The sequence below is a fragment of the Phyllobacterium sp. A18/5-2 genome (assembly GCF_025452215.1).
Lineage (GTDB): Bacteria > Pseudomonadota > Alphaproteobacteria > Rhizobiales > Rhizobiaceae > Phyllobacterium > Phyllobacterium sophorae.
Window position 1 is genome coordinate 1,722,550 of record NZ_CP104966.1, and the last position, 21,594, is coordinate 1,744,143.

General features: G+C 55.0%; 11 protein-coding genes and 5 pseudogenes. 6 read left to right on the forward strand and 10 right to left on the reverse strand.

Going from position 1 to position 21,594, the window contains the following annotated elements; all coding sequences use genetic code 11:
* Positions 1-125: 125 nt before the first annotated feature.
* The 8 genes and pseudogenes from N8E89_RS08515 to sppA form a co-directional block, all read right to left on the reverse strand.
* Positions 126-965: a l-ornithine N(alpha)-acyltransferase gene (locus N8E89_RS08515; protein WP_106662644.1), complete on the reverse strand. Its 840-nt coding sequence runs from the start codon at positions 963-965 to the stop codon at positions 126-128.
* A 158-nt stretch (positions 966-1,123) separates the two neighbouring features.
* Positions 1,124-1,627: a signal peptidase II gene (gene lspA / locus N8E89_RS08520; protein ID WP_113172462.1), complete on the reverse strand. Its 504-nt coding sequence runs from the start codon at positions 1,625-1,627 to the stop codon at positions 1,124-1,126.
* Between the two features lie 14 nt (positions 1,628-1,641).
* A pseudogene (locus N8E89_RS08525) lies at positions 1,642-2,512 on the reverse strand (TrmH family RNA methyltransferase).
* Positions 2,509-3,615: an RsmD family RNA methyltransferase gene (locus N8E89_RS08530; RefSeq protein WP_410010347.1), complete on the reverse strand. Its 1,107-nt coding sequence runs from the start codon at positions 3,613-3,615 to the stop codon at positions 2,509-2,511. Before N8E89_RS08530 ends, N8E89_RS08525 begins: the two are co-directional and overlap by 4 nt.
* 68 nt (positions 3,616-3,683) lie before the next feature.
* The gene (locus N8E89_RS08535; protein ID WP_106662483.1) at positions 3,684-4,658 is read right to left on the reverse strand and encodes a bifunctional Delta(1)-pyrroline-2-carboxylate/Delta(1)-piperideine-2-carboxylate reductase; all 975 of its coding nucleotides are present in this window, start codon (positions 4,656-4,658) and stop codon (positions 3,684-3,686) included.
* 24 nt (positions 4,659-4,682) lie between these two features.
* Positions 4,683-5,015, reverse strand: a complete 333-nt coding sequence (locus N8E89_RS08540) for a LapA family protein (RefSeq protein WP_106662484.1) — start codon at positions 5,013-5,015, stop codon at positions 4,683-4,685.
* A 42-nt stretch (positions 5,016-5,057) separates the two neighbouring features.
* Positions 5,058-5,342, reverse strand: a complete 285-nt coding sequence (locus N8E89_RS08545; protein ID WP_106662485.1) for an integration host factor subunit beta — start codon at positions 5,340-5,342, stop codon at positions 5,058-5,060.
* 90 nt (positions 5,343-5,432) lie between these two features.
* Entirely contained in the window at positions 5,433-6,422 is a 990-nt protein-coding gene (gene sppA, locus N8E89_RS08550; RefSeq protein WP_262261718.1) for a signal peptide peptidase SppA, read from the reverse strand.
* Between the two features lie 241 nt (positions 6,423-6,663).
* On the opposite strand from sppA, the gene lptC reads away from it, so the two are divergent.
* The 6 genes and pseudogenes from lptC (at position 6,664) to ptsN (ending at position 12,151) form a co-directional block, all read left to right on the forward strand.
* Positions 6,664-7,398, forward strand: coding sequence for an LPS export ABC transporter periplasmic protein LptC (gene lptC, locus N8E89_RS08555; protein WP_106662487.1), 735 nt, complete (start codon positions 6,664-6,666; stop codon positions 7,396-7,398).
* A gap of 59 nt (positions 7,399-7,457) precedes the next feature.
* A pseudogene (locus N8E89_RS08560) lies at positions 7,458-8,070 on the forward strand (LptA/OstA family protein).
* 103 nt (positions 8,071-8,173) lie between these two features.
* A pseudogene (gene lptB / locus N8E89_RS08565) lies at positions 8,174-8,903 on the forward strand (LPS export ABC transporter ATP-binding protein); the annotation flags it as partial.
* Positions 8,904-9,101: 198 nt separating this feature from the next.
* Positions 9,102-10,731 (forward strand): annotated as a pseudogene (gene rpoN / locus N8E89_RS08570) (RNA polymerase factor sigma-54).
* Between the two features lie 285 nt (positions 10,732-11,016).
* The gene (hpf, locus tag N8E89_RS08575) at positions 11,017-11,610 is read left to right on the forward strand and encodes a ribosome hibernation-promoting factor, HPF/YfiA family (protein ID WP_106662491.1); all 594 of its coding nucleotides are present in this window, start codon (positions 11,017-11,019) and stop codon (positions 11,608-11,610) included.
* 76 nt (positions 11,611-11,686) lie between these two features.
* Positions 11,687-12,151: a PTS IIA-like nitrogen regulatory protein PtsN gene (ptsN, locus tag N8E89_RS08580; protein WP_106662492.1), complete on the forward strand. Its 465-nt coding sequence runs from the start codon at positions 11,687-11,689 to the stop codon at positions 12,149-12,151.
* A 96-nt stretch (positions 12,152-12,247) separates the two neighbouring features.
* Here ptsN and N8E89_RS08585 read toward each other — a convergent pair whose 3' ends face one another.
* Positions 12,248-12,682: a Fur family transcriptional regulator gene (locus N8E89_RS08585; protein WP_106662646.1), complete on the reverse strand. Its 435-nt coding sequence runs from the start codon at positions 12,680-12,682 to the stop codon at positions 12,248-12,250.
* 145 nt (positions 12,683-12,827) lie between these two features.
* Positions 12,828-21,453: pseudogene (locus N8E89_RS08590) on the reverse strand (GH36-type glycosyl hydrolase domain-containing protein).
* Positions 21,454-21,594 lie beyond the last annotated feature (141 nt).

Genomic DNA, 21,594 nt, shown 5'->3' on the forward strand with positions numbered 1-21,594 from the left:
GCCAAGACGCTCTCCTGATTTACGGGAGCAATCTATTCGCTATTGCAGGATTTACACACCTCTTCCCAACTCAACTATGGCTTTTCTCCACAGATGATGAGGTGACGGCGGTATGGAATCGGGCTTTAGCCGAAGCGTTTCGCTTCAGCAGCATAATGACTGATGTAGCGTTCTGATATGCGGCTGACCGGCAGGATTATGAAAACGTCGGTCGTACCAAAATCGCGATCAACTACAGCCCCATCACCAATCATCGCGCCAAGGCGTAGATATCCCTTGATCAGTGGCGGCATGGCAAACAGCGCTACCTTGGCGTTAATTGCTTCGTGGGGAACGAGATCCATGGGCTGATAAAGCGCTGGCAAGGCGCAAACGTCCCAATCAGGCGTGGCGCGGCAATTATGCTGCAGGAACGAAAGCGGCAGCGCATGGGCGGCCGGGACTGTGCCGTGGAAGGACGCGCACCCAAACATCACGCCAATGGAATGATGCCGGCAATAGGTCCATATGCCCTGCCAGAGCAATTCAACGGTACGTTTTGATCGGTACTCCGGCAACACGCAGGAACGCCCAAGTTCAAGAAAGCGCAATTCCGGCTTTGCTGCCACAAGGCGGTCGATTGAATATTCGCTGGCAGAATAGAAGCCACCGGTCTCGAAGGCTTTTTCCGAGCGCAGGAGTCGATATGTACCAACGATCTGTTTGTGCTTCGGTCCGGGAATCGACGTATCGTAGACAAGTAGATGGTCGCAAAAAGGATCGAAACGGTCGGCGTCGCGCTGTTCCATTGTTGCGGAGCCCTTGGCGCCGAGTTCGTCAAAAAAGACTTTGAACCGCAGTTGCTGTGATGACGCGATCTCATCCTCGGTTTGCGCAAGGCACACTTCCATTGTGCCGATGCGGCCAAGCACCGAAACAAGAGGTGGCGCCGTAAACGGCGAGGGTGTTGAATCAACCTGCGACATCATGCGCTGATCTTTAGTAGCTGATGCAGGTTCAAGCAAGGCGATGCCCATAGCGATTCGCTCTCTTACGAGGTTGATCGGTAAATCGTTTATCTACGAATACAACAAATGGATGACGGCTACATGACGTGGAAATGGGCTAATTTCCCGTTTCCGTTTCAGTTTTCACCCGGTTCGCCACTTCGGGCCCGGCGGTCGCGCAGCCATGTCAAAATTTCTTCTAGAACGACCAGCGCGGCGCCAATGGATATATAGGCGTCGGCCAGATTGAAGACGGCAAACGACCATGATGGCAGGTGAAAAAGAATATAGTCGATGACATAGCCGTGCAGACTGCGATCGATAAGGTTGCCGACGGCACCACCAATGATCAGCGCAAAACCGAATCGGGAAATCCAGCGTGACGATGCGGTGCTCCACCAAAGGTAGCTGACGAAACCAATAACAACGATCGTGAGTCCGATCAGCACAAGATCGTGGAGGCCGCTAAGCATTGAAAATGCGATGCCGTTATTGTGGACCCGAAAAAGTGCGAGAAATGGCAAGATATCGATCTGTTGTTGATAGTCCATGCCTGTCTCAACCAGGTATTTAACAATCTGGTCGCTGATCACGGCGAAGGCAACGACGGAAAAAAGGCGGTAAATGGCTTTGTTTTTCATGAATCGGTTTTTTTCTAAACTCCGCTGTCGAGCTTCAGTGCGTCGCGCCTGATCTCAAACAGCATTACGCCGGTCGCAATCGCAAGATTAAGGGAATCGGCACGGCCCTCCTGTGGAATCCGCGCAAGCTTGTCGCAGGTCGAGGCCAGTTGATCCGGTAGTCCTTGCTGCTCATTGCCCATGACCAGGATAACCGGCTTGTTGGCATAGGGAATTGTACGATAGTCGACGGCACCTTTAAGATGCGTTCCGACAATCAATCCCGAAAAGCTCTTTCTCCAGGAAAGAAACTCGGCTTCCGACGCGCGTACAAGCGGCATTGCAAAAACCGATCCCATCGTGGCGCGAACCGTCTCGAGTGAGAAAGGGTCGGTCGTATCGCCGATCAAAATGATACCTTTTCGCGCCCACCGCATCTGCCGTGCGGATGATTGTGCCGAGGTTGCCAGGATCGCGCACGCGATCGAGCGCCACATAGACGTCGCTACCCAGCGGCTTGATTGCAGCAAGGGACTGAACTTTCTGTTCGAAGACGCCAACGACCATTTGCGGATTGTCGCGGCGGGTGATGGCGGAGATGACCTTTTCACTCACTTCAAGTACGTCACCGCCTTTGGCAATCGTGCGCGCTGCGACCTGCTCGACGGGGGAATTGCCCTTGCCCGCCTTGGAATAGACCAAGGTCTTGATGATCCAACCAAGATCAAGCGCATCGATGACAAGTTTCAGGCCTTCGGCCAGGAAAACGCCTTGTTGATCGCGGTATTTCTTCATCGCCAGCGAGCGCAAATCCTTGACGATGGGGTTGGTCAGACTGGTGACCTCTTTCACCTTGCCGGGGCGGGCCAGTCCGGTGCCCCGCTGGTGATCTTCATTTTTGCTCATTTTGTCCCCCAACGGCTGAACAGTGAGGTCGAGAGGGCGCGTCCCGATGAGCGCTCGCGCAATATGAGTTCACCGGACTGTACCTCGCCGCCAAGACCGGTGAACGCATCCCGCATCAGTTCATGGATGGCAAAAAAAGAAGCGCGAATTGAATAGGCGGTCAAAACCACAGCAAGGGGATTTGGTGTAAGGATGGCGCGACAAAGATCAACCATATCCGGTAGATTGTCGAACAATTGCCAGACTTCACCGTTTGGGCCACGTCCATAGGCCGGCGGGTCAAGCAGGATGATATCGTAGCCACTGCCGCGCCGTTCTTCGCGCGCGACGAATTTCATTGCGTCTTCGCAGATCCAGCGAACAGGTTTGCCGGCGAGCCCGGCCATTTCCTGATTTTCCCTTGCCCAGATGATAGCCTTCTTCGAAGCGTCCACATGGGTGACTTCGGCGCCGGCCCGCGCAGCGACCAACGAAGCAACGCCCGTATAGCCGAAGAGGTTGAGCACTTTCACAGGACGTTTTGCGTTGCGGATCAAACCATCCATGTAAGCCCAATGGGTGCCTTGCTCGGGAAATACGCCCACATGCCGGAAGGAGGTGAAGCGGCCGAAGAACGGGATGCCATCAAAAGCCAGCGGCCATGTCTCGCCGAGTGGCAGTTTCGGAAAGTGCCAGCGGCCAACGCCTTCCTCATCCGTATTGCCGGTGAATATGGCGTCGGCCTTGTCCCATTCTGTTTTTTCCCAGGCAGGAAGCCATATGGCTTGGCCTTCGGGCCGGACAATGCGGTAAGGCCCGTACTGCTCCAGCTTCAGGCCATTGCCACTGTCCAGCAATGCATAGTCGCTTGAAGGAAGGGTTTCGAGGATCAGCCCAGTTTTCTCTTGCGGACGTGCGCCAGTGCGGCGGACCAGCAGGCGTTTCGGTAGTGGCTCCGGCCGCGGTGCCGCCTTTGGTTGCACATCGCTATCTGCGATCCTTGCCGACTTGGCGAATTGCGGTCGCGGCTTCGTCGCGTTCTGCCGGTGAGCAACGCTTTTGGGCGCGCTACTCCTGGGACCTGCGCCTTTTGCCTTTCTGATTTTTCCACCAGACGATTTCAAACGTGCTTTCCTCGTAGTACTTTGAAGGTTTCCTATGCCATGACGAGGAAAGGCGAAAGCAAAAACGCTCAGGACGATGCCGTAATGGCCTTTTCGTAGACAAGAATTCCTGCAGCAAGGTCTTCCAAGGCAGCGCCAACCGATTTGAACAACGTTATTTCGCCTGCTGATTGGCGACCCTTGACCGTTCCGCGCGTCAAATCAAACAAATCGCCAATCACATGTGTTGTCGTCACAACGCCGGCCTTGATCGGCTGCACGATATCCCCGCCTTCCTTCATGGCACCGTCCTTGGTGTCGACAAAGACCCGGGCACGCTTGACACATTCATCATCACTCTCCCGCATCGTTGGTGTGAACGCGCCGATCAGATCGACATGGGTGCCCGGTTTAAGGTGTTTGCCGAGGATTAGCGGTTCTGTCGAAAGCGTTCCGGCGGTAATAATATCGGCTGCGGCGATCGCCGCGTCCTTGTCGTCGACGGCCCTGGCGTTAAAGCCTTCCTGGACAAGCTCGGCAGCAACTTTTTCCGCACCGGCCAGACTTCGGTTCCAGATTGAAATTTGATCGATAGGCCGTACGGCGCTGTGGGCCCTTGCCAAGAAGCCAGAAAGCGCACCGGCACCGATCACAACGAGCTTTGAAGCATCTTCGCGTGCCAGATAGCGAGCGGCCAGGGCAGATGCACCTGCCGTGCGCCACAACGTGAGGCGTTGTCCGTCAATCAAAGCCCTGGGCTCCCCGGTCTTACCGTCAAGCAAGAGATAGACGCCCATGACCGCCGGTTTCGAAACAGCGCCATTGTCGGGCGATACCGTCACGATCTTGACGCCCATATAACCTTTCGAAGAGTCGCCGAGGGCATCGAAATCCGACCAGGCTGGCATCAGCAGCAATGTCGATGCTGCACCATCGGGTCGCTCAACCGTGTGGTGATGACGTACGGGTTGGATGACACCCTGACGAAAGGCCTGTTCGATCGCAGCGATCATATCCGGCCAGCTTAGCAATGCGTCGACCTCGGCCGGGGAGATCAGTTTCATGGTGTGTCCTTGACAATGTATCGCTTAGTGGAGCGAAGGAAGGTTTGGGGTTGCCGCTGTTTCAGCGGATGCTTTTCGCGCTTCCTTGCGCAGGAGTTCCGCTTCCAATTTACGCTGACGCGCCAGCTTCCGATGCTTTCCCTGATTGTACCATGTGGCGAAACTCCCAAGGATCAGCCCGAGAATAAGCGCCGCGAAGAGCCAGACAAAAAGCGGAGCCGAGTAGGACAATGCGGGGTTGCCCGGATTGAATGGATCGATCGTGAGAGACACCGTCTCGCGATTGGCGACGGACAAGGCGATCAGAATGACGGCAAGCGGCACAAGAATGAGGACAATGATAACGCGATTGATCATATTTCTCTCCCCCCGCAACTTCAAACGCTTCGCCGATGCACCTCAGCCGTTGCCATTAAGCCTGTCGCGTAGTTCCTTGCCGGTCTTGAAGAACGGCACCCACTTTTCTTCGACATCGACACTTTCGCCAGTACGCGGGTTGCGTCCGCTGCGTGCGGGGCGGTTCTTCACCGAGAATGCACCAAAACCACGGAGCTCGACGCGATTGCCCTCGGCCAGTGCGTCGGTGATCTCATCGAAGATGGCGCCGACAATATTCTCCACATCGCGCTGAAACAAATGCGGATTGCGGTTGGCAATGATCTGCACGAGCTCTGATTTGATCACAGCGAAATCCCTTCCGGTTCAAGATCATCAGTCCCTAGTCAAAAAGCACTGGCCCAAGACTATGTCACTGATCTTATGGGTTTAATATCTTTATTGCGCCCCGACAGGCTTGCCGTCAACGTGCCAAACAGAAACGAGTCCGTCAAGGAACATACGATCTCCGGTTAATTCACGCAGCATTCCGCTGCTTTCTTCCGGAATGCCGAGATATCGGGTCAGCATTTTCACAGCCGAATCCGAAAAGAACAGGCCTAACAAGGAGGACTTTTCGACGGGCTTCCACTCAATGACCGGCAGTTTGTCATTGACCTCCTTGGTTTTGAGCCAGCCAAGGGCTTCATCTTCGCCGCCGAGCTCGTCTATGAGCTTGTTCGCGATCGCTTGGCGTCCAGTGAAGACTGAACCGTCTGCCAGCGCCAGCGCCTGTTCACGGCTGAATTTGCGCCGCTCCTGGACGAGGCCGACAAACCAGTCGTAAGAATCGATGATCATGCGGTGGATCATGGCTTTGGCTTCATCACTGGCAGGATTGAAAAAATTCGGCTCCGCTTTAAGCGGGCTTGATTTGATGGTTTCGACCTTGACGCCGAGCTTGGCCAGAAGCTCCGAGATATCGGGGTACTGGAATAGCACGCCGATAGAACCGATGATTGATGATTGACGGGCCACAATATGATCGGAAGCGCTCGCGATCATGTATCCAGCAGATGCAGCCAACGTCCCAACCTGTGCAACGACGGGCTTCTTCAAAGCAACCTTGCGGACAGCTTCATAAATCGCCTCGCCGCCAGCGGTCGTTCCGCCTGGAGAATCAACAGTGAGGATCACGCCTTTGACCGCAGCCGAATTCTCCACATCCTGCAGGCGCTTGAGCAACTCATCGTTTTCAAAAATAGTCCCCTCGACGCGAACTTTGGCGATGTGCGGTGTTCGTTTGCCTGAGAAGCCGTCTGAGTCGGATGTCAAAAAATAAAAAGAAATCAATGCAGCAGCAAGAAGGAAGAGCGTGAATGCCCGCCAGAAGGTGAGCTTCCTGCGGAGCCGTCGTCTGTCGATAATTGCGTCAGCAGTGTTTGCCATCGTCCTATCCGTTCGCTCTCATGTTCAGTTCGAATACTCTTCTGCGACATCGGTCTATCGAAGTCCAGACTTCACCCTCCGCCGTTTGGTACGCAGTGACACCTTGTATCTGGCACAATGACGGCATACTTGTTGCCTCAAATGCAAGTTATGCGACGGGTACCCGTCCATTTCATCGAAAAATAACCATATTGGCGTTCAACTAGCCATATTATTGTAATCGGTAAGCGCAGCCAGACCTATGTCAATTGAAAGAAATGATCCGCATCCGGAACGTGATGCGACCGCTGATGCTGACCACCATGCTGAGGTGGCGCGGCAGTTTGCTGCCTCGGACAAGGATTCAACAGTTTTTCGTGCTGCGGCGCGCCATTCGCGGCGCGTCCGTTTTCTCAAATTCGCTTTGCCTGCCGTAGCTTTGACAGGTGCTGCAGTGTTTTCCTGGTTCACGTTCTTTTCGGCATCTAGCGTGCCGAGCAATATTTCACTCGACAATGCCGGCATCGAGAACGGCAAGCTGGTCATGACCAATCCCAAACTTGATGGATTTACCAAAGACAAGCTGCCCTATAAAATGAGCGCGATACGGGCGTTACAGGAAGTGGGCAATAGCAACGTTATATCCCTGGAAGGGATCGATGCGGAAATTCCGATTGGAAGAGAGTTGCGGGCTCAGGTGAAGGCAAAGTCGGGTGTATTTGACAATGCCAACCGCCAGTTAAAGCTCGACAGCGACATAAGCCTGACGACTTCCGATGGCATTACCGCGCTGCTGCAATCGGCAGATATCGATATTGCAGGCAATTCCATGTCGACCGATCAGCCGGTCCGCGTCGAGAATGACAATTCGAGTATAACCGCAGACAGTATGCAAATTAGCGAAAACGGCAAGGTAATGACTTTCGAAAAGCGCGTGAGGCTTGTCATTCAGCCTACAAAGCTGCAAGAAGGTGCCAAGGAAGTCAAATCGCCGTAGTAGTTACGACACGTGGTATTTGACTTTGAGGGAATATCCCGGATTTAGGAGAGAAGACGATGTCGTGCGGGGCAAGACTGATCGGTATTTCGACCGTTGCATTGGGTATATTGGCATCCATGATGGTTCCCGTCGCTGCACAGGACGCTGGTGGCGCTGCGAACGGCGGTATAAAGCTGTCCGGCGACCAGCCGATCCAGATTGATGCCGACAAGCTGGTTGTTCACGACAATGAAGGTACCGCTACCTTTACAGGCAATGTTACCGTCGTTCAGGGCGCGAGCGCTTCTGAAGGCTGGCTCGATGATTGTCTATTATGTCAAAGGCGCAAAGAAAGACGCTACCGGCGCCTCGGCCACGGACGCGCCGAAGACGGGAGGTCTCGCCGGACCCGCTTCCCAGGATATCGATCATCTTGAGGTGAATGATAAGGTTTACGTCAAATCCGAAGATCAGGTTGCAACGGGCGATCACGGCACGTTTGATATGAAAACGGAAGTGCTTGTCCTGACTGGCGACAAGGTTGTCCTGACGCAGGGAGACAATGTAGCCGTTGGCTGCAAATTGACTGCGCAGCTCAAGACCGGTGAAGCCCAGCTCGAAAGCTGCAAGAGCGGCCAGACGGGCCGCGTCTCGATCGTTGTTGCACCCAAGAACGCCCCGAAGAACTGAGCTGTAAGTGTCCTTGTTTTCGCGTCGCTCCACCAGCAAGATTTCTGCGCGGCCAGACTCCAGCGTCTCTGAAATGCGACCTGCCGATCCAGCGGCGAAAGACCGTATGAAGGGGACGCTCGTCGCACGTGGTATCACCAAGAGCTACAACGGCCGCCAGGTCGTCAACGGCGTTTCGTTCGGCGTCCGCTCTGGCGAAGCGGTTGGCATTCTCGGCCCTAATGGCGCCGGGAAGACGACGTGTTTCTACATGGTTACTGGTCTGGTGCCGGTTGACAAAGGCACGATCGAAATCGACGGATCTCGACGTAACGACAATGCCGATGTATCGCCGTTCCCGGCTTGGAATTGGTTATCTGCCTCAGGAGGCGTCAATTTTTCGTGGACTTTCGGTCGAAAACAACATCAAGGCAGTCCTTGAAGTCGTCGAAAAAGATCGGGGTGCACGAGCTCAGGAGCTCGATTCTCTTCTTGAGGAATTTCACATTGCCCATCTGCGCAAAGCTCCGGCGCTTTCGTTGTCGGGGGGAGAGCGTCGTCGCCTTGAAATTGCCCGTGCTCTGGCGTCCCGGCCAAATTTCATGTTGTTGGACGAACCCTTTGCCGGTGTCGACCCAATTGCCGTTGCAGATATTCAGCAGTTGGTGCGTCATTTGACTGGCCGCGGAATTGGTGTGCTCATTACCGATCACAATGTGCGTGAGACCTTAAAGCTCATTGATCGAGCCTATATCATTCACGCCGGACAGGTGCTCACCCATGGCCGTCCTGATGAAATAATTGCCAATTCCGATGTGCGCCGCCTCTATCTTGGTGATCAGTTCAAACTCTGATTTTACGATTTTCAGACGGTATCCGTGAGAAAAGGTATTTTCTGGCGCACGTCCTGGTTGAAAATTGCCGCGGTCGGAGGTTTTTTGGCTGCTTGCGATTGACAAGCAAGGATTGGGCCAGTTCTGTACACCCTCGTGCCACAAGTCCTTTTTTGGATAATGTGATGGCAATTTCGTACGGGAGTATCCGCCTGCATCATGGCCCTGTCGCCAAAACTGGATCTCAGGCAAACACAGGCATTGGTGATGACGCCGTTGCTTATGCAGTCGATTCGGCTGCTGCAACTGACTCATGTCGAGCTTGAACAATTCATTGAGCAAGAGATCGAAAAGAACCCCCTTCTGGAACGTGCTGAAACGAATGACGAGCATTTCTCGTTAAGCGAACAAGGGTTCGGCGCCGACCGGAATTCCAGCGATGATGGTGAATTCGGGCGAAGCACCATGAGCGGCGACCTTGATGCGGAGGGCAATCGTTCGAGTGAGCCAGGCGATCATTGGCTAGAGAGCGGCGAAATTACCAGTTCAGGCTCGATGTCCGATACTTTTGACAGTTCACTTGAGAATATCTTTCCCGATGATCCCGGCACACATGATTTCATCGCTGGCGATCTTGCTTCTCAATGGAAATCATCGTCAGGCGATGGGTATGTTTCGTCGGGGGGCGAAGGTTTTAATCTCGAACAAGTTACGGCATCTCCTGTCACGATACGCGATCATGTTGGCGAGCAGATTCTCTTTGCCTTCGAAAAAGCCACGGACCGCCTTATCGCGGCAGAACTCGCAGATCATCTCGATGAAATGGGATACTTGCGTGCCGATGTGGCCGAAATCGCAGAGAGGCTCGGCGTCGAAGCCGCTCACATTGAAAAGCTGATTACCGTCATGCAGGGCTTTGAGCCCGCCGGTTTGTTCGCCCGTGATCTGGCGGAATGTCTAGCCATTCAATTGTGCGCAAAAAACCGGCTTGATCCACCGATGAAAATATTACTGCAACATCTGGAGCTATTGGCAAAGCGCGATTTCCACAGTCTGAAAAAGCTTTGCGGAGCGACAGACGCCGATATTCTCGACATGCTGCAGGAGATTCAGCTGCTCGACCCAAAGCCCGGTACCGCATTTTCCTCAGGAGTGGCGGATAGTATCATCCCTGACGTGCAGGTAGATTTGGGGTCTGATGGCACGTGGAGGATTGAGCTTAATCCGAGCGCTCTGCCGCGTGTGCTTGTGAACAATCACTACTTTGCAACCGTTTCGAAAGCAAAGGCATCCGCGGCGGATAAGATTTTTCTCAATGATTGTCTACAGAATGCCAATTGGTTGACGCGTAGCCTCGATCAGCGCGCCCAGACAATCCTGAAGGTTGCCAGCGAAATTGTGCGCCAGCAGGAGCAATTTCTTCTCCATGGGGTGGCCCATCTCAGGCCGCTCAATCTGCGTAATGTGGCGGACGCGATTGGCATGCACGAGATCGACGGTAAGCCGTGTTACCGCGAACAAGTATATGCTGACCAAGCGCGGCGTTTTCGAGTTGCGCTATTTTTTCAACGCCGCCATCGCAGCAACTGAGGGCGGAGAGCAGCATTCATCACAGTCGGTGCGCCACCAGATCAAGCGCCTCATAGATGCGGAAAGGCCAGACGATATTCTGTCAGATGACACGATTGTGGACCTATTGAAGGGGCAGGGCGTTGATATCGCCCGGCGTACCGTTGCCAAGTATCGCGAAGCGATGAATATCGCCTCTTCTGTGCAGAGGAGGCGCGAGAAAAAAGCACAGGCTTCTGTACGCAAGGCCGACGAAAAGTCGAGAGCCGATGTTGCCTGAATGGGTTGACCCAGTTCACGTAAAACTAGCTCTAGATTCATCCATCACTGAGGTGTAGAATTTTTCGAGTGGGTAAATAAACTGGACCAAAGAAGTCCGGATCAAGGAGAGAGAAGCGCCGGTACTTTGCGACAGTCGGAGCGAAAGCGCGCGTTTGAATATGAAGAATCAAAAAGCGAAATGTGATGGATCACTCGCGCGGATTGTGCGGGATGTCTTTGCTCGTCCCTCAACAACAGTGTAGATTGGGTCGGGCAATGAAAATCACAATGAAGGTGAGGTATCATGAGTCTGCGTGTATCTGGGAAACATATGGACATTGGTGACGCTTTCCGCATTCGGATTGAAGAGCGGATCGGGGAGATGGTGACCAAGTATTTCGATGGCGGATATACCGGCCACGTTACGGTGGAAAAGCAGGGGTCGCGATTTATCGCTGATTGCCTGGTGCGACTGGATACCGGTACGGTGCTGCAGGCGGCGGGTGAGGCACAGGATCCTGTGCTTGCCTTCGATGCGGCCGGCGAGCGCGTAGACAAACGTCTTCGCCGTTACAAACGTCGTCTGAAGTCACATCAGGCCCCGGGATCGAATGGAGTCTTTGACGACGTTTCCTATCGCGTCATGGCGCCCGCACCGGATGATGATGAGGATTTTCCGGAAGATTATGCGCCCACGATCGTCGCTGAGACGTCGATGGCACTCAGGAGTATGAGTGTGGCCTCAGCGGTTGTGGAACTCGACCTGAAAGATAGTCCTGTGGTTGTCTTCCGCAACTCTGGAAGTACGCAGGTTAATATCGTATATCGTCGCCCTGACGGAAATATTGGCTGGATCGATCCATCGGCAGTGGCTAGCCAAAGCGCTGCCCGGCAATGAGCAAGACATAGCGTAATTTGAACTATCGTTCGCGCTCGTGTAAGAGCGCGGGCGGTAACTGGAAGGAAGAGAGATAATGGATCTGGGTGATCTCATTCAGCCTGATGCTGTCCTGCCCGCACTGAAAGTCAATTCCAAAAAACAACTTCTGCAGATCATGTCGGAAAAGGCGGCCGCCTTGACCGGTTTGAGCGAGCGGGAGGTGTTTGATACAGTCCTGCAGCGAGAACGACTTGGCTCGACAGGTGTCGGTAATGGCATTGCCATTCCGCACGGCAAAATCAATAGCGTGAAACGCATTGCTGGCGTTTTCGCGCAGCTTGAAACACCTGTTGATTTTGAGGCGCTGGATGATCAGCCGGTCGATATTGTGTTCCTTTTGCTCGCGCCTGAAAATGCCGGTGCGGATCATCTGAAGGCGCTCTCGCGTATAGCGCGGATGTTGCGGGACCCAGAGCGTATCGCAAAACTGCGGACCGCGCATGATGCGAGCTTGATTTATGAACTGCTGACAGCGCAGCCGACGTCAAACGCCGCCTGACTTAGGGTTTTACTCCAGCGCATATTCCGAAAAATTTCTTGGAAGGGATCGCCGGTCAGACGTGTGGTGCGGTAACCACTGCCGGCGGGTGGCTTTTCACGAGGGCCGGTCCAGCTTTCGCCCGTAAAGTTCCAATCGGTGGTGAACGATATCGTAGCCCAAAGATTTTGCGATTTCCAATTGCAGCTTTTCGATCTTGTCCGATTTGAATTCGATGACGGCACCCGTATCGATATCGATCAGATGATCATGGTGTTCGCCGTGCGCCTGCTCGAAACGGGATGGACCGCCATTAAAGGCATGGCGATGGATCGCACCCAACTCCTCCAACAAGTTCATCGTTCGATAAACGGTCGATAGTGAAATGCTATTGTCAATTTCGATGGCGCGATGGAAAATCTTCATCGCATCCGGATGGTCTTCCGTGGATGTCAGAATATCAAGAATGATACGCCTGGGGCGCGTGATGCGTACGCCTGCCTTGCGGAGTTCCTTTTCATAGTCCGGCTTGTGATTCAGGGCATGTTTCATGGCGGCAATTATGCGCCAGATCGACACTAGTTGCAAAGATTCTCAACTGGAAAAGTCAGCGAAAACAGTTTGCTTGCTTCATTTTTGGCCTTTGCCGGGAAAAAGAAACCGCCGCCCGCGAAGAACCACAGGCGGCGGATTGAAGTCATCCGGTAATGGCCGCAGCATCACTCACTGCGCTTGTTGGCAGCACTTCCACGAGCACTTTATGTTCCCCAGAGCTCTCCAATGGAATTCCGCCATCAGCTTTCGCCAGCTTCTTGCCGTTGACCGTGATCTTCCTGCCGCCCTTTGCAGCTGGCTTTACCTCAACAATGTAACGGGCGCCGCCGTTCCGCAGCACAAAACTGAATCCGTCCCAGTCAGAGGGCAACGCCGGGTTCACAAACAGCCGGTTATTCTGCCGGCTGATGCCCAGGATACCTTCTGTTGCAACACGGTAAAGCCACCCAGCAGAACCTGTGTACCACGTCCAGCCGCCGCGTCCGCGCATCGGATCAACTGAATAGACGTCTGCCGCTACCACATAGGGTTCAACCCGGTAGGACTCGGCCTTTTCCGCGTCCAGCGAATGGTTCACCGGATTGAGTTTCTTGAACCAACGATACGCCTCATCGGCATCGCCAAGTCTCGCCATGGCGAGCACTGCCCACGTAGCGGCATGGGTATACTGCCCGCCATTCTCGCGCACGCCGACCGGATAGCTCTTGATGTAGCCGGGATCGTGCCGTGATTTGTTGAAGGGCGGTGTGAACAGCTTGATGATATCCACTTCATCATCGACGAGATGCGTTGCAACTGAATGCATCGCTTGTCTCGCCCGATCCGGATCGCCATAACCAGACAGCACGCTCCAAGACTGAGCGATCGAGTCGATCTTGCACTCTTCACTCTTTTTCGATCCCAGTGGGGCACCGTCGTCGAAATAGCCGCGGCGGTACCATTCACCGTCCCAGCCGTCCTTCTCAAGAGCCGCTTTCAGGCTTTCGATGTGCGCTTCCCAACGCTGAATGCGGTCCGTGTCCTTGAAGTGCCTTGCTATGGGCAAGACGTCCCGCAATGTGCTGATCAGGAACCAGCCAAGCCAGACGCTTTCGCCCTTACCGTCTTCGCCGACGCGATTCATACCGTCGTTCCAGTCGCCGGTCAGCATCAGCGGAAGGCCGTGCGAGCCGGTACGGACGATGGCGAGATCCAGCGCACGGGCGGCGTGTTCATAAACGCTGACCTTTTCGCTTGAAATGGCAGGTTGATAGAAGGCATCGTGCTCGCCATCTTCCAGCGCCCGACCCTCGATAAATGCAACCTGCTCGTCGAGAATGCTCATATCCCCCGTGACGGAGGTATAATGGGCAATGGCATATCCAAGCCAGACGACATCGTCGGATATCTTCGTCCGCACGCCCGCCCCTGTCGTCGGCAGCCACCAGTGTTGGACATCGCCTTCCTTGAACTGGCGGGCGGAGACGTTCAAAATCTGCTTTCGGGCAAGGGATGGATCAAGTATCAGCATCGACAGTGTGTCCTGCAGCTGATCCCGGAAACCGAAAGCGCCACTGGCTTGGTAGAAGGCCGAGCGAGCCCAGATGCGGCAGGCGAGGCTTTGATAAGGCAGCCAGCGATTGACCATCACGTTGAATGCATTGTCCGGAGTGTCGACCTGCAATCCATCAAGGAAGTCGGCCCAGATCGCCTTGGATGCCGCAAGTGTTTCCTCGAATGGACGCTTGTTGTGTTCGGCAAGAATGCGGCGGGCTTCATCGGCGCTGCTGGCATCGCCCATATAAAACAATACTTCCTTGGTCTCGCCCGCAGCAAGCTCAATATCAATGGCAAGCGCCGCGCATGGATCGCCGCCGGCTTCGACGAGATTTGACAAGGTCTTTGCTTGAAGCACGGCCGCCGGCCGGTCCACAGTACCGAGCGCACCCAGGAATTCGGCCCGATCGGCTGTCACGGATTGCGGCTTCACATTGCTGGCGAAGAAGGCCACGTTTGTGCGGCGGTCGACGCCGTAGGGGTTGCGTGCAAAGAGTACGCCGGTTTCCGTGTCGCATGAAGGCACGATGAATGGCGCGGTTTTTGCACGGGCATTGCCAAGCATCCATTCAACAAAGCCGTAGATGCGCAACCGTTTGATCGAACCGCCATGATTGGTGATCTGCAGGCGGGACACGCGCACCGGCAGCGTGGTGTCTACGGTGTGGGTGAGGTCCAGGCCGACATTGCCGTGACGTGAGAGGAAGCTTGAATAGCCTTGTCCATGTCGTGTTTCGTATTGCACGGACGGATCCCGCAACACCGAGGCAGTCGGTGCAAAAGCAGTATTCTTGTCGAGGTCCAATATATAGAGCGCTTCGCCGGAACGGTTGATAACCGGATCGTTCGACCACTGCGTGAGTTGATAGTCGCGGCTGTTGCCAGACCAGGTAAAGCCTGCGCCCTCAGCCGAGACATGGAAGCCAAAACCGGGATTGGAAATGACGTTGATCCAGGGTTGAGGTGTACAGGTCGAACCGCCAAGACGAACAACGTATTCGCCGCTCTTCATGTCAAAACCACCAAACCCATTCCAGAACACCAGATCATCGCCAGAGACATTTGGGCGGCGTGTACTCAGCAGTTGCGTCGGTGCCGGAGCGATCCCACGCCAGTCATCGGGCGTCGTTTCAGCAGTGGCAATTGTCTTGCCCCTGGTTTCTGTGACGGGAACCAGGTCAAGACTAAGGCCTTCCATTCGTTTCAACTGTTCAGCCAGCGAGCCGTTCTGGGCGTGCATCACAATTCGGGCCGACGCAAGCAAGGTATTGTAGCTCACATCGCTCATCTGATCGCGACGGACGGTGAAGATATGGACGCGCGGACCAAGCTGGGCGCCGCGAGCGCGACTGTTTTCGCAGATGGCTTCAAGCCCGCGCTGGAAATCCTGGGCGTAGGAGAAGGATCGTTCGTTGATGACAACAACGTCCACGACAAGGCCTTTCGCCCGCCAGTATTCATGCGCCCGCAGGAGATTCTTCAATGTTTCCATGTCGGCTTCATCGTCGATGCGCAGGGCAAGGATCGGGAAGTCGCCGGAGATCGACATAGGCCAAAGCTCAGACTGACTGCCGAGACCGCTCGCGATGCTCTCGGATGGCATGCGCAAAGCCTTTTCCGGATAGATCAGGCTGGTTGCAACGCGCTGGAAGACCTGAGCCTCATCAGGATTGATGCCAATATGGTGGAGGCGGACCTGGGAACTAGTCCAGGACAGTGAGAATTCGCGTGCAAAGCAATCTGGATGACGGAACCGGGCGACGACTTCTTCGAGCTCCTGCCGGTTTGACCGGACGAGCGTCCAGAACACCAGTGTAACCTTCTTGTGAGCAGGTACGCGGACGCGGCAGCGCAGTGATGCAATCGGATCAAGCACGAAACCATGGCTGCCGCTCAACGTCGCGCCGTCATCGAAAGCCGCAGGGTTGCGCAGGGAACGTCCGCGGCCAATGAATGCCCGTCTGTCAGTTTCGGCTTGGACTTCGCGCATCGCACCGGAACTGTCGCTGACCATGTGTGCGACATGGATGTCAGGCTCGTCATTGCTGCGTTTGCGGCGCGTGGCGTAAATCGTATCGCCACGCTGGTCAATTTCGGTTTCCACAAACATTTTCGCGAAGGCTGGATGGGCCGTGTCGGTATCATCATTGGTCAGAACCAGTTCGGCATAGGACGTAACCTCGATGATCTCGGTCTTTTGTGCCAGTGTTGGTAATGACAATACGCCGGCCCTCGCCGTCTGAGTCGGAAGCCACAATCGCCTCCACTGTCGTATGAAGCGTCCCTGTCTCCTTGATGAATTCCGCCTTGTAGTCGGCGAAGATCGTCGTGCTCTTTTCGCCAGCGAGCCGCACCGGATCGCCGGTTGCCGACCACCATTCGCCATTTTCCATGTCCCTGAGAAACAGGAAGGTCCCATAGCCACTTTCCAGGGCGTCAGGCTGGAAGCGCGTGATAGCAAGTCCGTTCCAGCGGCTGTAGCCGCCACCGTTAGCCGTCACCATGACCGAGTAATGCCCATTGGACATGACCTGCGTCGCGCGTGGCGCATTCAGAGGATTCTGGATGACGTGGATGGAAGGGGTTTCCTCGCTGCTCTCGACGGCTTTGCGCATTGGATTCTCGGCTTTCGCCTGCAGAACCGGAATTTCGCGTGGCGCTTTCTCCTGCAGCAGGAGTTCTGCTGCTTCGATGACAGGATCGGCATGGAACCGCTCGCGCATACGGCCTTCAAAGACCACATTATTGACCGCCACGATCGACATGCCGTGATGGTGCGCCATGTAGTTGCGGACAATGGCATATTCTTCGTCTTCGCGGACGCGCGACTTGGTGAAGTCGACGGCATCATAGAAGCCATATTGACCAAGCGCACCCAACGCGCGCAGCCGTTTCAAGTTCTTGACCGCCTCGGCCGGCTGGTATTGGCTCGCCATGATGCTTGCATACGGCGCAACCACGTAATTCTTCGACAGTCCACGCTTGAGGCCCAAAGTAGGAACACCGAAATTGGTGTACTGATAGTTCATTTCCGGATCGCGCGCGTTGTAGGCGGCTTCAGAAATGCCCCATGGCAGCCCCTTCGAATCTCCATATTCGATCTGACGTTGCACGATCAGCTTGTTAGTCTGATCCAGCATGCTGCCCAGCGGCTCGATCATGACCAAAGGTGGCATGAGATATTCGAACATCGATCCCGACCATGAGATCAGCGCGCCGCGCCATCCAACCGGAACAAGCAGGCGCCCAAGGCGAAACCAGTGGTCGACCGGAATGTCACCCTTGGCAATCGCAAACAGGCTGGCCAGGCGTGCTTCCGAGGCCAGAAGATCATAACAGCTCGCATCGAGCTCATTGGTCTCAACACGGAAGCCAATTGACAGCAGACGCCGCTCCTTGCGCTCCAGGAAGGTGAAATCGGTATCGAACGCCAATTGCCGTGCTCGGGTTGCAAGCGTAACCAGCCGCTCGCGCAAAACGTCAGTGCCCTCATGTGTGCCAATGGCATCGTCGGTATGGGCCTGGCAGGTCTTTACCAGCAAGAGGGCCCACTCATTGGCGGTCTCACTGACGGTGCTCTCAAGCTCGCCGTGCAATTCCTCGGTCAGGCGCTGAATATCGCCGGCGAAGAGGGACAGATTGATTGTGCGCAACGAGGCGGTTTCGGGCTCCTCCTTGATCGTCGTAATCGCGCGGCGGAAGTTCGCGACGCGCTCCTCGAGGCGGCGGCGTAAGGGCCTTAGCACCCGGCGATCATCCGGAATATCAGCGATTGCTTCTTCCAGGATGTCGGCAACGTCGAGAACACCGTCGAGATCGCTCTGCAGATAGACGGAGGGTGCTTCGGCCCATTTCTCGAGTGCGGAAGAAAGGGCAACGAGGTGGCCAGCGAGATTGCCACTGTCCACAGCCGAAACATACAACGGCAGCAGCGGCCGCAACGTAGTCGTCTCGTACCAATTGTAGAGATGGCCGCGATACTTCTCCATCCGTTCAAGGGTGTCGAGCGTCTGATCGATGCGTGTCAGCGTTTCATTGAAGCCGATCCAGCCGAAATCCCGGGCCGCGACGGTGGAGAGCAAATACATGCCGATATTGGTCGGCGATGTGCGCGTCGCAATGACGGGATGAGGGTCTTCCTGGAAATTATCGGGCGGAATGAAGTTTTGTTCCTTGGTTACGAATGTATCGTAATAGTGCCAGGTACGGCGCGCAAAACGACGCAATTCACCCTTGTCCGATGAACGGACATTGAGGTCGTCCAGAGGTTTGGCTGAACGACTGACCAGCCAGGCAATCATCGGTGAAAGAAACCAGATTAACGCAAAAGGCACCGCGAGGAACCATGCGCGGCTATGAGCCGCAAATGGCAGACCAATGGCAATTAAGGCAACAACCATCGCTGGCCACATCAGCTGCGTATAATAGCTGAGTGTATCGGGGGAACTGGTTTTGGCCTGTGCGGCAGCCCGCCACTCGAGCAGGTGCTTGCGTGAGATAAACAGGCGATAGAGCGTTCGCACGATGGCGTCGGCCATCAGGCAGGCCATATTGGCCAGGAAAGTTATTCGCAAGGCGATATCGGCGGCGCCGGCAAACACATCGGTCAGAATCGCTTGCACGTGACCTTTGAGCGACAGGTTCATGTCTGTCGGCACGAGGTTGGTAAAGAGTATCATGGTCGGCACGATAAACATGCTGAAGATCAGGAAGAATTGCCACAGCGTGGCCAGTCCGGGCGGCAGCAATGTCCATCCGGCAATGGCTGCAATCATCCAGAATATCGGCGTCAGGGAGCGGCGCAGATTGTCGACCATCTTCCAGCGGGTGACCGCGGTCACTCCAGGCTTGGTGCTGAACAGATAGGGCAGAAGCTGCCAGTCGCCCCGCGTCCAGCGATGGTGGCGGGAAATATCGACATTGTAGCCTGTCGGATAGTCTTCCACCACTTCGACATCGCTGACGAGCGCGGCACGGGCATAACCGCCCTCGAGCAAATCGTGGCTCAAAACGGAGTTTTCACCGATCTTGCCATCGAGCGCCGCTTCGAAAAAGTCGACGTCGTAAAGTCCTTTGCCCGTGAAGGTTCCTTCACCAAGTACGTCCTGATAGACATCGGAAACAGCAAAAACATAAGGGTCGATACCGCGGTTCACCGAAAAGACGCGTTGCAGGAAGGACGCGTCGTCGCCCGTCGTGAGTGATGGCGTCACCCGCGGCTGAAGAACAGAATAGCCGCTGACGACACGACCCGACTTGGCCCTGTAAATAGGGCGGTTGAGCGGATGCACCAGCTTGCCTGCAAGGCGGTTCACCGAGTCCGGGGTCAGTCGCGTGTCGGAATCGAGCGTCATCACGAACTTGATGTCGGTCGGCACTTCCTCATTCGACGGGAAGTAGGTCGTGTCCTTGTCACCGCGCAAAAGCAGATTGAGCTCGTGCAGCTTGCCCCGCTTGCGCTCCCAACCCATCCAGCGGTCTTCCTGGGCATTGAAGAGACGTTTGCGATGTAAAAGGAAAAAGCGTGGATTGGTCTGCGTGTAATGTTCGTTGAGGGCCGTAATTTTTTCGCGTGCATAGTCGAAAATATCAAGGTCGTCGTCAGTCTGCTCGAACTTGCTGTCGGCCCAGTCTGTCAAAAGTGCAAAATAGACTTCGCCACGCGGATTGGTGAGATAGTGCACTTCAAGATTGCGGATATGTTCATCGACAGAGTCGCGTGACGTAATCAGCGTCGGCACAGCCACAAGGGTTTTCGCCTCCTGCGGCAATCCATTTTTGTACTCGAAGCCGATAAGCCGCGTTGGCGGCATGAACATCGGTATGATCCAGTTAACGAAGCCATTGGCGGTTTCCATTGTTGGGAAAACAGCCAACAGAGTAAACAGCAGCGTCATTTCCTGGGACAACCCCGCGTGACGCAACCAATAGTGGATCAGCAGCAAAATGGCGATCGAGAAGAAGGATGCGGGGACCCACAAACCAGCCAGCCCGAGTTTGCGATAGAAGCGCACCCAGCGCTCAAGCACAGTAGGGCTGTAGGCGCATTGTTTTTCGAGTTCCGGGCGGCCTTCTCCAGCCAGATAATAACCGACATCGCGTTTGCGTTGTTCGGTAACGCCGCCCTCCTCACCCGTCTGCTCGGCACTTTGCTGTGCCAGATCGAGGGCTTCCAGTGTGATGTCCTGTTCGCTCTTGCCGGAACGGCGAGCGATCTTTTCGATGGCCACGCGGTAAGCGTTGCGTGAATGAAAATCGAGCGCATCGAAATTCGAATGCTCTCGCAAGACGGCGTCGACGCCGCTGACCGTCTCGAACCAGGTAATCCAGTCGACATCGTCAATGGACTTCAGGCTACGGATGAGATTGCCCATCGTCACACCGCCGGTGGATTGGCGTGTGTGCTCCTGGATGATGGCATCTTCGGCATCGCTGCCGTTCTTTTCGAGTTCGTCTTCGAGCCAGGCTACAGCAGCGCCGGAATGCGTCGCGCCACCGCGCAGGCGATAGAGCAAATGCGTCGCAAAGGTGCTATCGCGCGCAGCCGGGGCATATTGGGCCAGAAGCTGTGGCAAAGTCTCCTTGTCCGCGTTCAGGGTGATTTCGTCGGCGACACTGTTGGCATAGGCACGCATGCGGCGCGCGCGCTCAACACGCAGGGAAAGACGTCGGGCATTCTCGATCAGGATAAATCGGACAGCGGAAGGCAGTGCCCACAATTCACCAATATGCAGCGGTTGGACCGTCTGGAAGCCTTCGACGATCGCGCTGAGGCTGTTCAATGAGAACTGACTATCGGTGTGGGCGACATAGAGCCATGCTAACGCCATGACCCGCGGGATTCCCGGTTTGCTAACCAGCGATGGCAGTTGCCTGAAAAACTTTTTGGGAAGGTCGCGCTCGACCTGCTGAATATTCTGATCGACAAGATAGTAGTTGTCGAGCAGCCATTGTGCCGCCGGTGTGATTGTCTCCCCGTTGCGTGCTGCGGCATCGGAAGAACGATAGGAATGCAGAATGAGTCTCGCATTTTCCACGGTGCGCTGCTCAAAGACCATGGGCTCATAGTCCGGCAAACGGACATCCTCACCCTTTGCGACGCGAGCACCCAAGTCTCTCAAATCATCGATGGACTTATAATGGGCCCTGATGGGATTAGGCTGGATAGAGAGAATCTGACCAGCAGTTTTCTTCTGGGATGCGAACGCTTGAAAAAAGCTCAATACCGGCATTTGCCTTCGTTTCGGTTGGAAGAAAAAAATCTTCGAGATTGCAGCACAGAGTTGATCATGGGTCGAGTACCCGTGAGTCAGTTTACGATCTAATCGGGTCATGGCAATTAAGCTATCATCACTTTTGTCGTTAGCGATCAG

Coding starts and splice junctions, on each gene's coding strand:
- sppA (WP_262261718.1), bottom strand. CDS start 6,422: ATGGCAAACACTGCTGACGCAATTATCGACAGACGACGGCTCCGCAGG.
- lptC (WP_106662487.1), top strand. CDS start 6,664: ATGTCAATTGAAAGAAATGATCCGCATCCGGAACGTGATGCGACCGCT.
- N8E89_RS08540 (WP_106662484.1), bottom strand. CDS start 5,015: ATGATCAATCGCGTTATCATTGTCCTCATTCTTGTGCCGCTTGCCGTC.
- hpf (WP_106662491.1), top strand. CDS start 11,017: ATGAGTCTGCGTGTATCTGGGAAACATATGGACATTGGTGACGCTTTC.
- N8E89_RS08515 (WP_106662644.1), bottom strand. CDS start 965: ATGTCGCAGGTTGATTCAACACCCTCGCCGTTTACGGCGCCACCTCTT.
- ptsN (WP_106662492.1), top strand. CDS start 11,687: ATGGATCTGGGTGATCTCATTCAGCCTGATGCTGTCCTGCCCGCACTG.
- N8E89_RS08585 (WP_106662646.1), bottom strand. CDS start 12,682: ATGAAACATGCCCTGAATCACAAGCCGGACTATGAAAAGGAACTCCGC.
- lspA (WP_113172462.1), bottom strand. CDS start 1,627: ATGAAAAACAAAGCCATTTACCGCCTTTTTTCCGTCGTTGCCTTCGCC.
- N8E89_RS08535 (WP_106662483.1), bottom strand. CDS start 4,658: ATGAAACTGATCTCCCCGGCCGAGGTCGACGCATTGCTAAGCTGGCCG.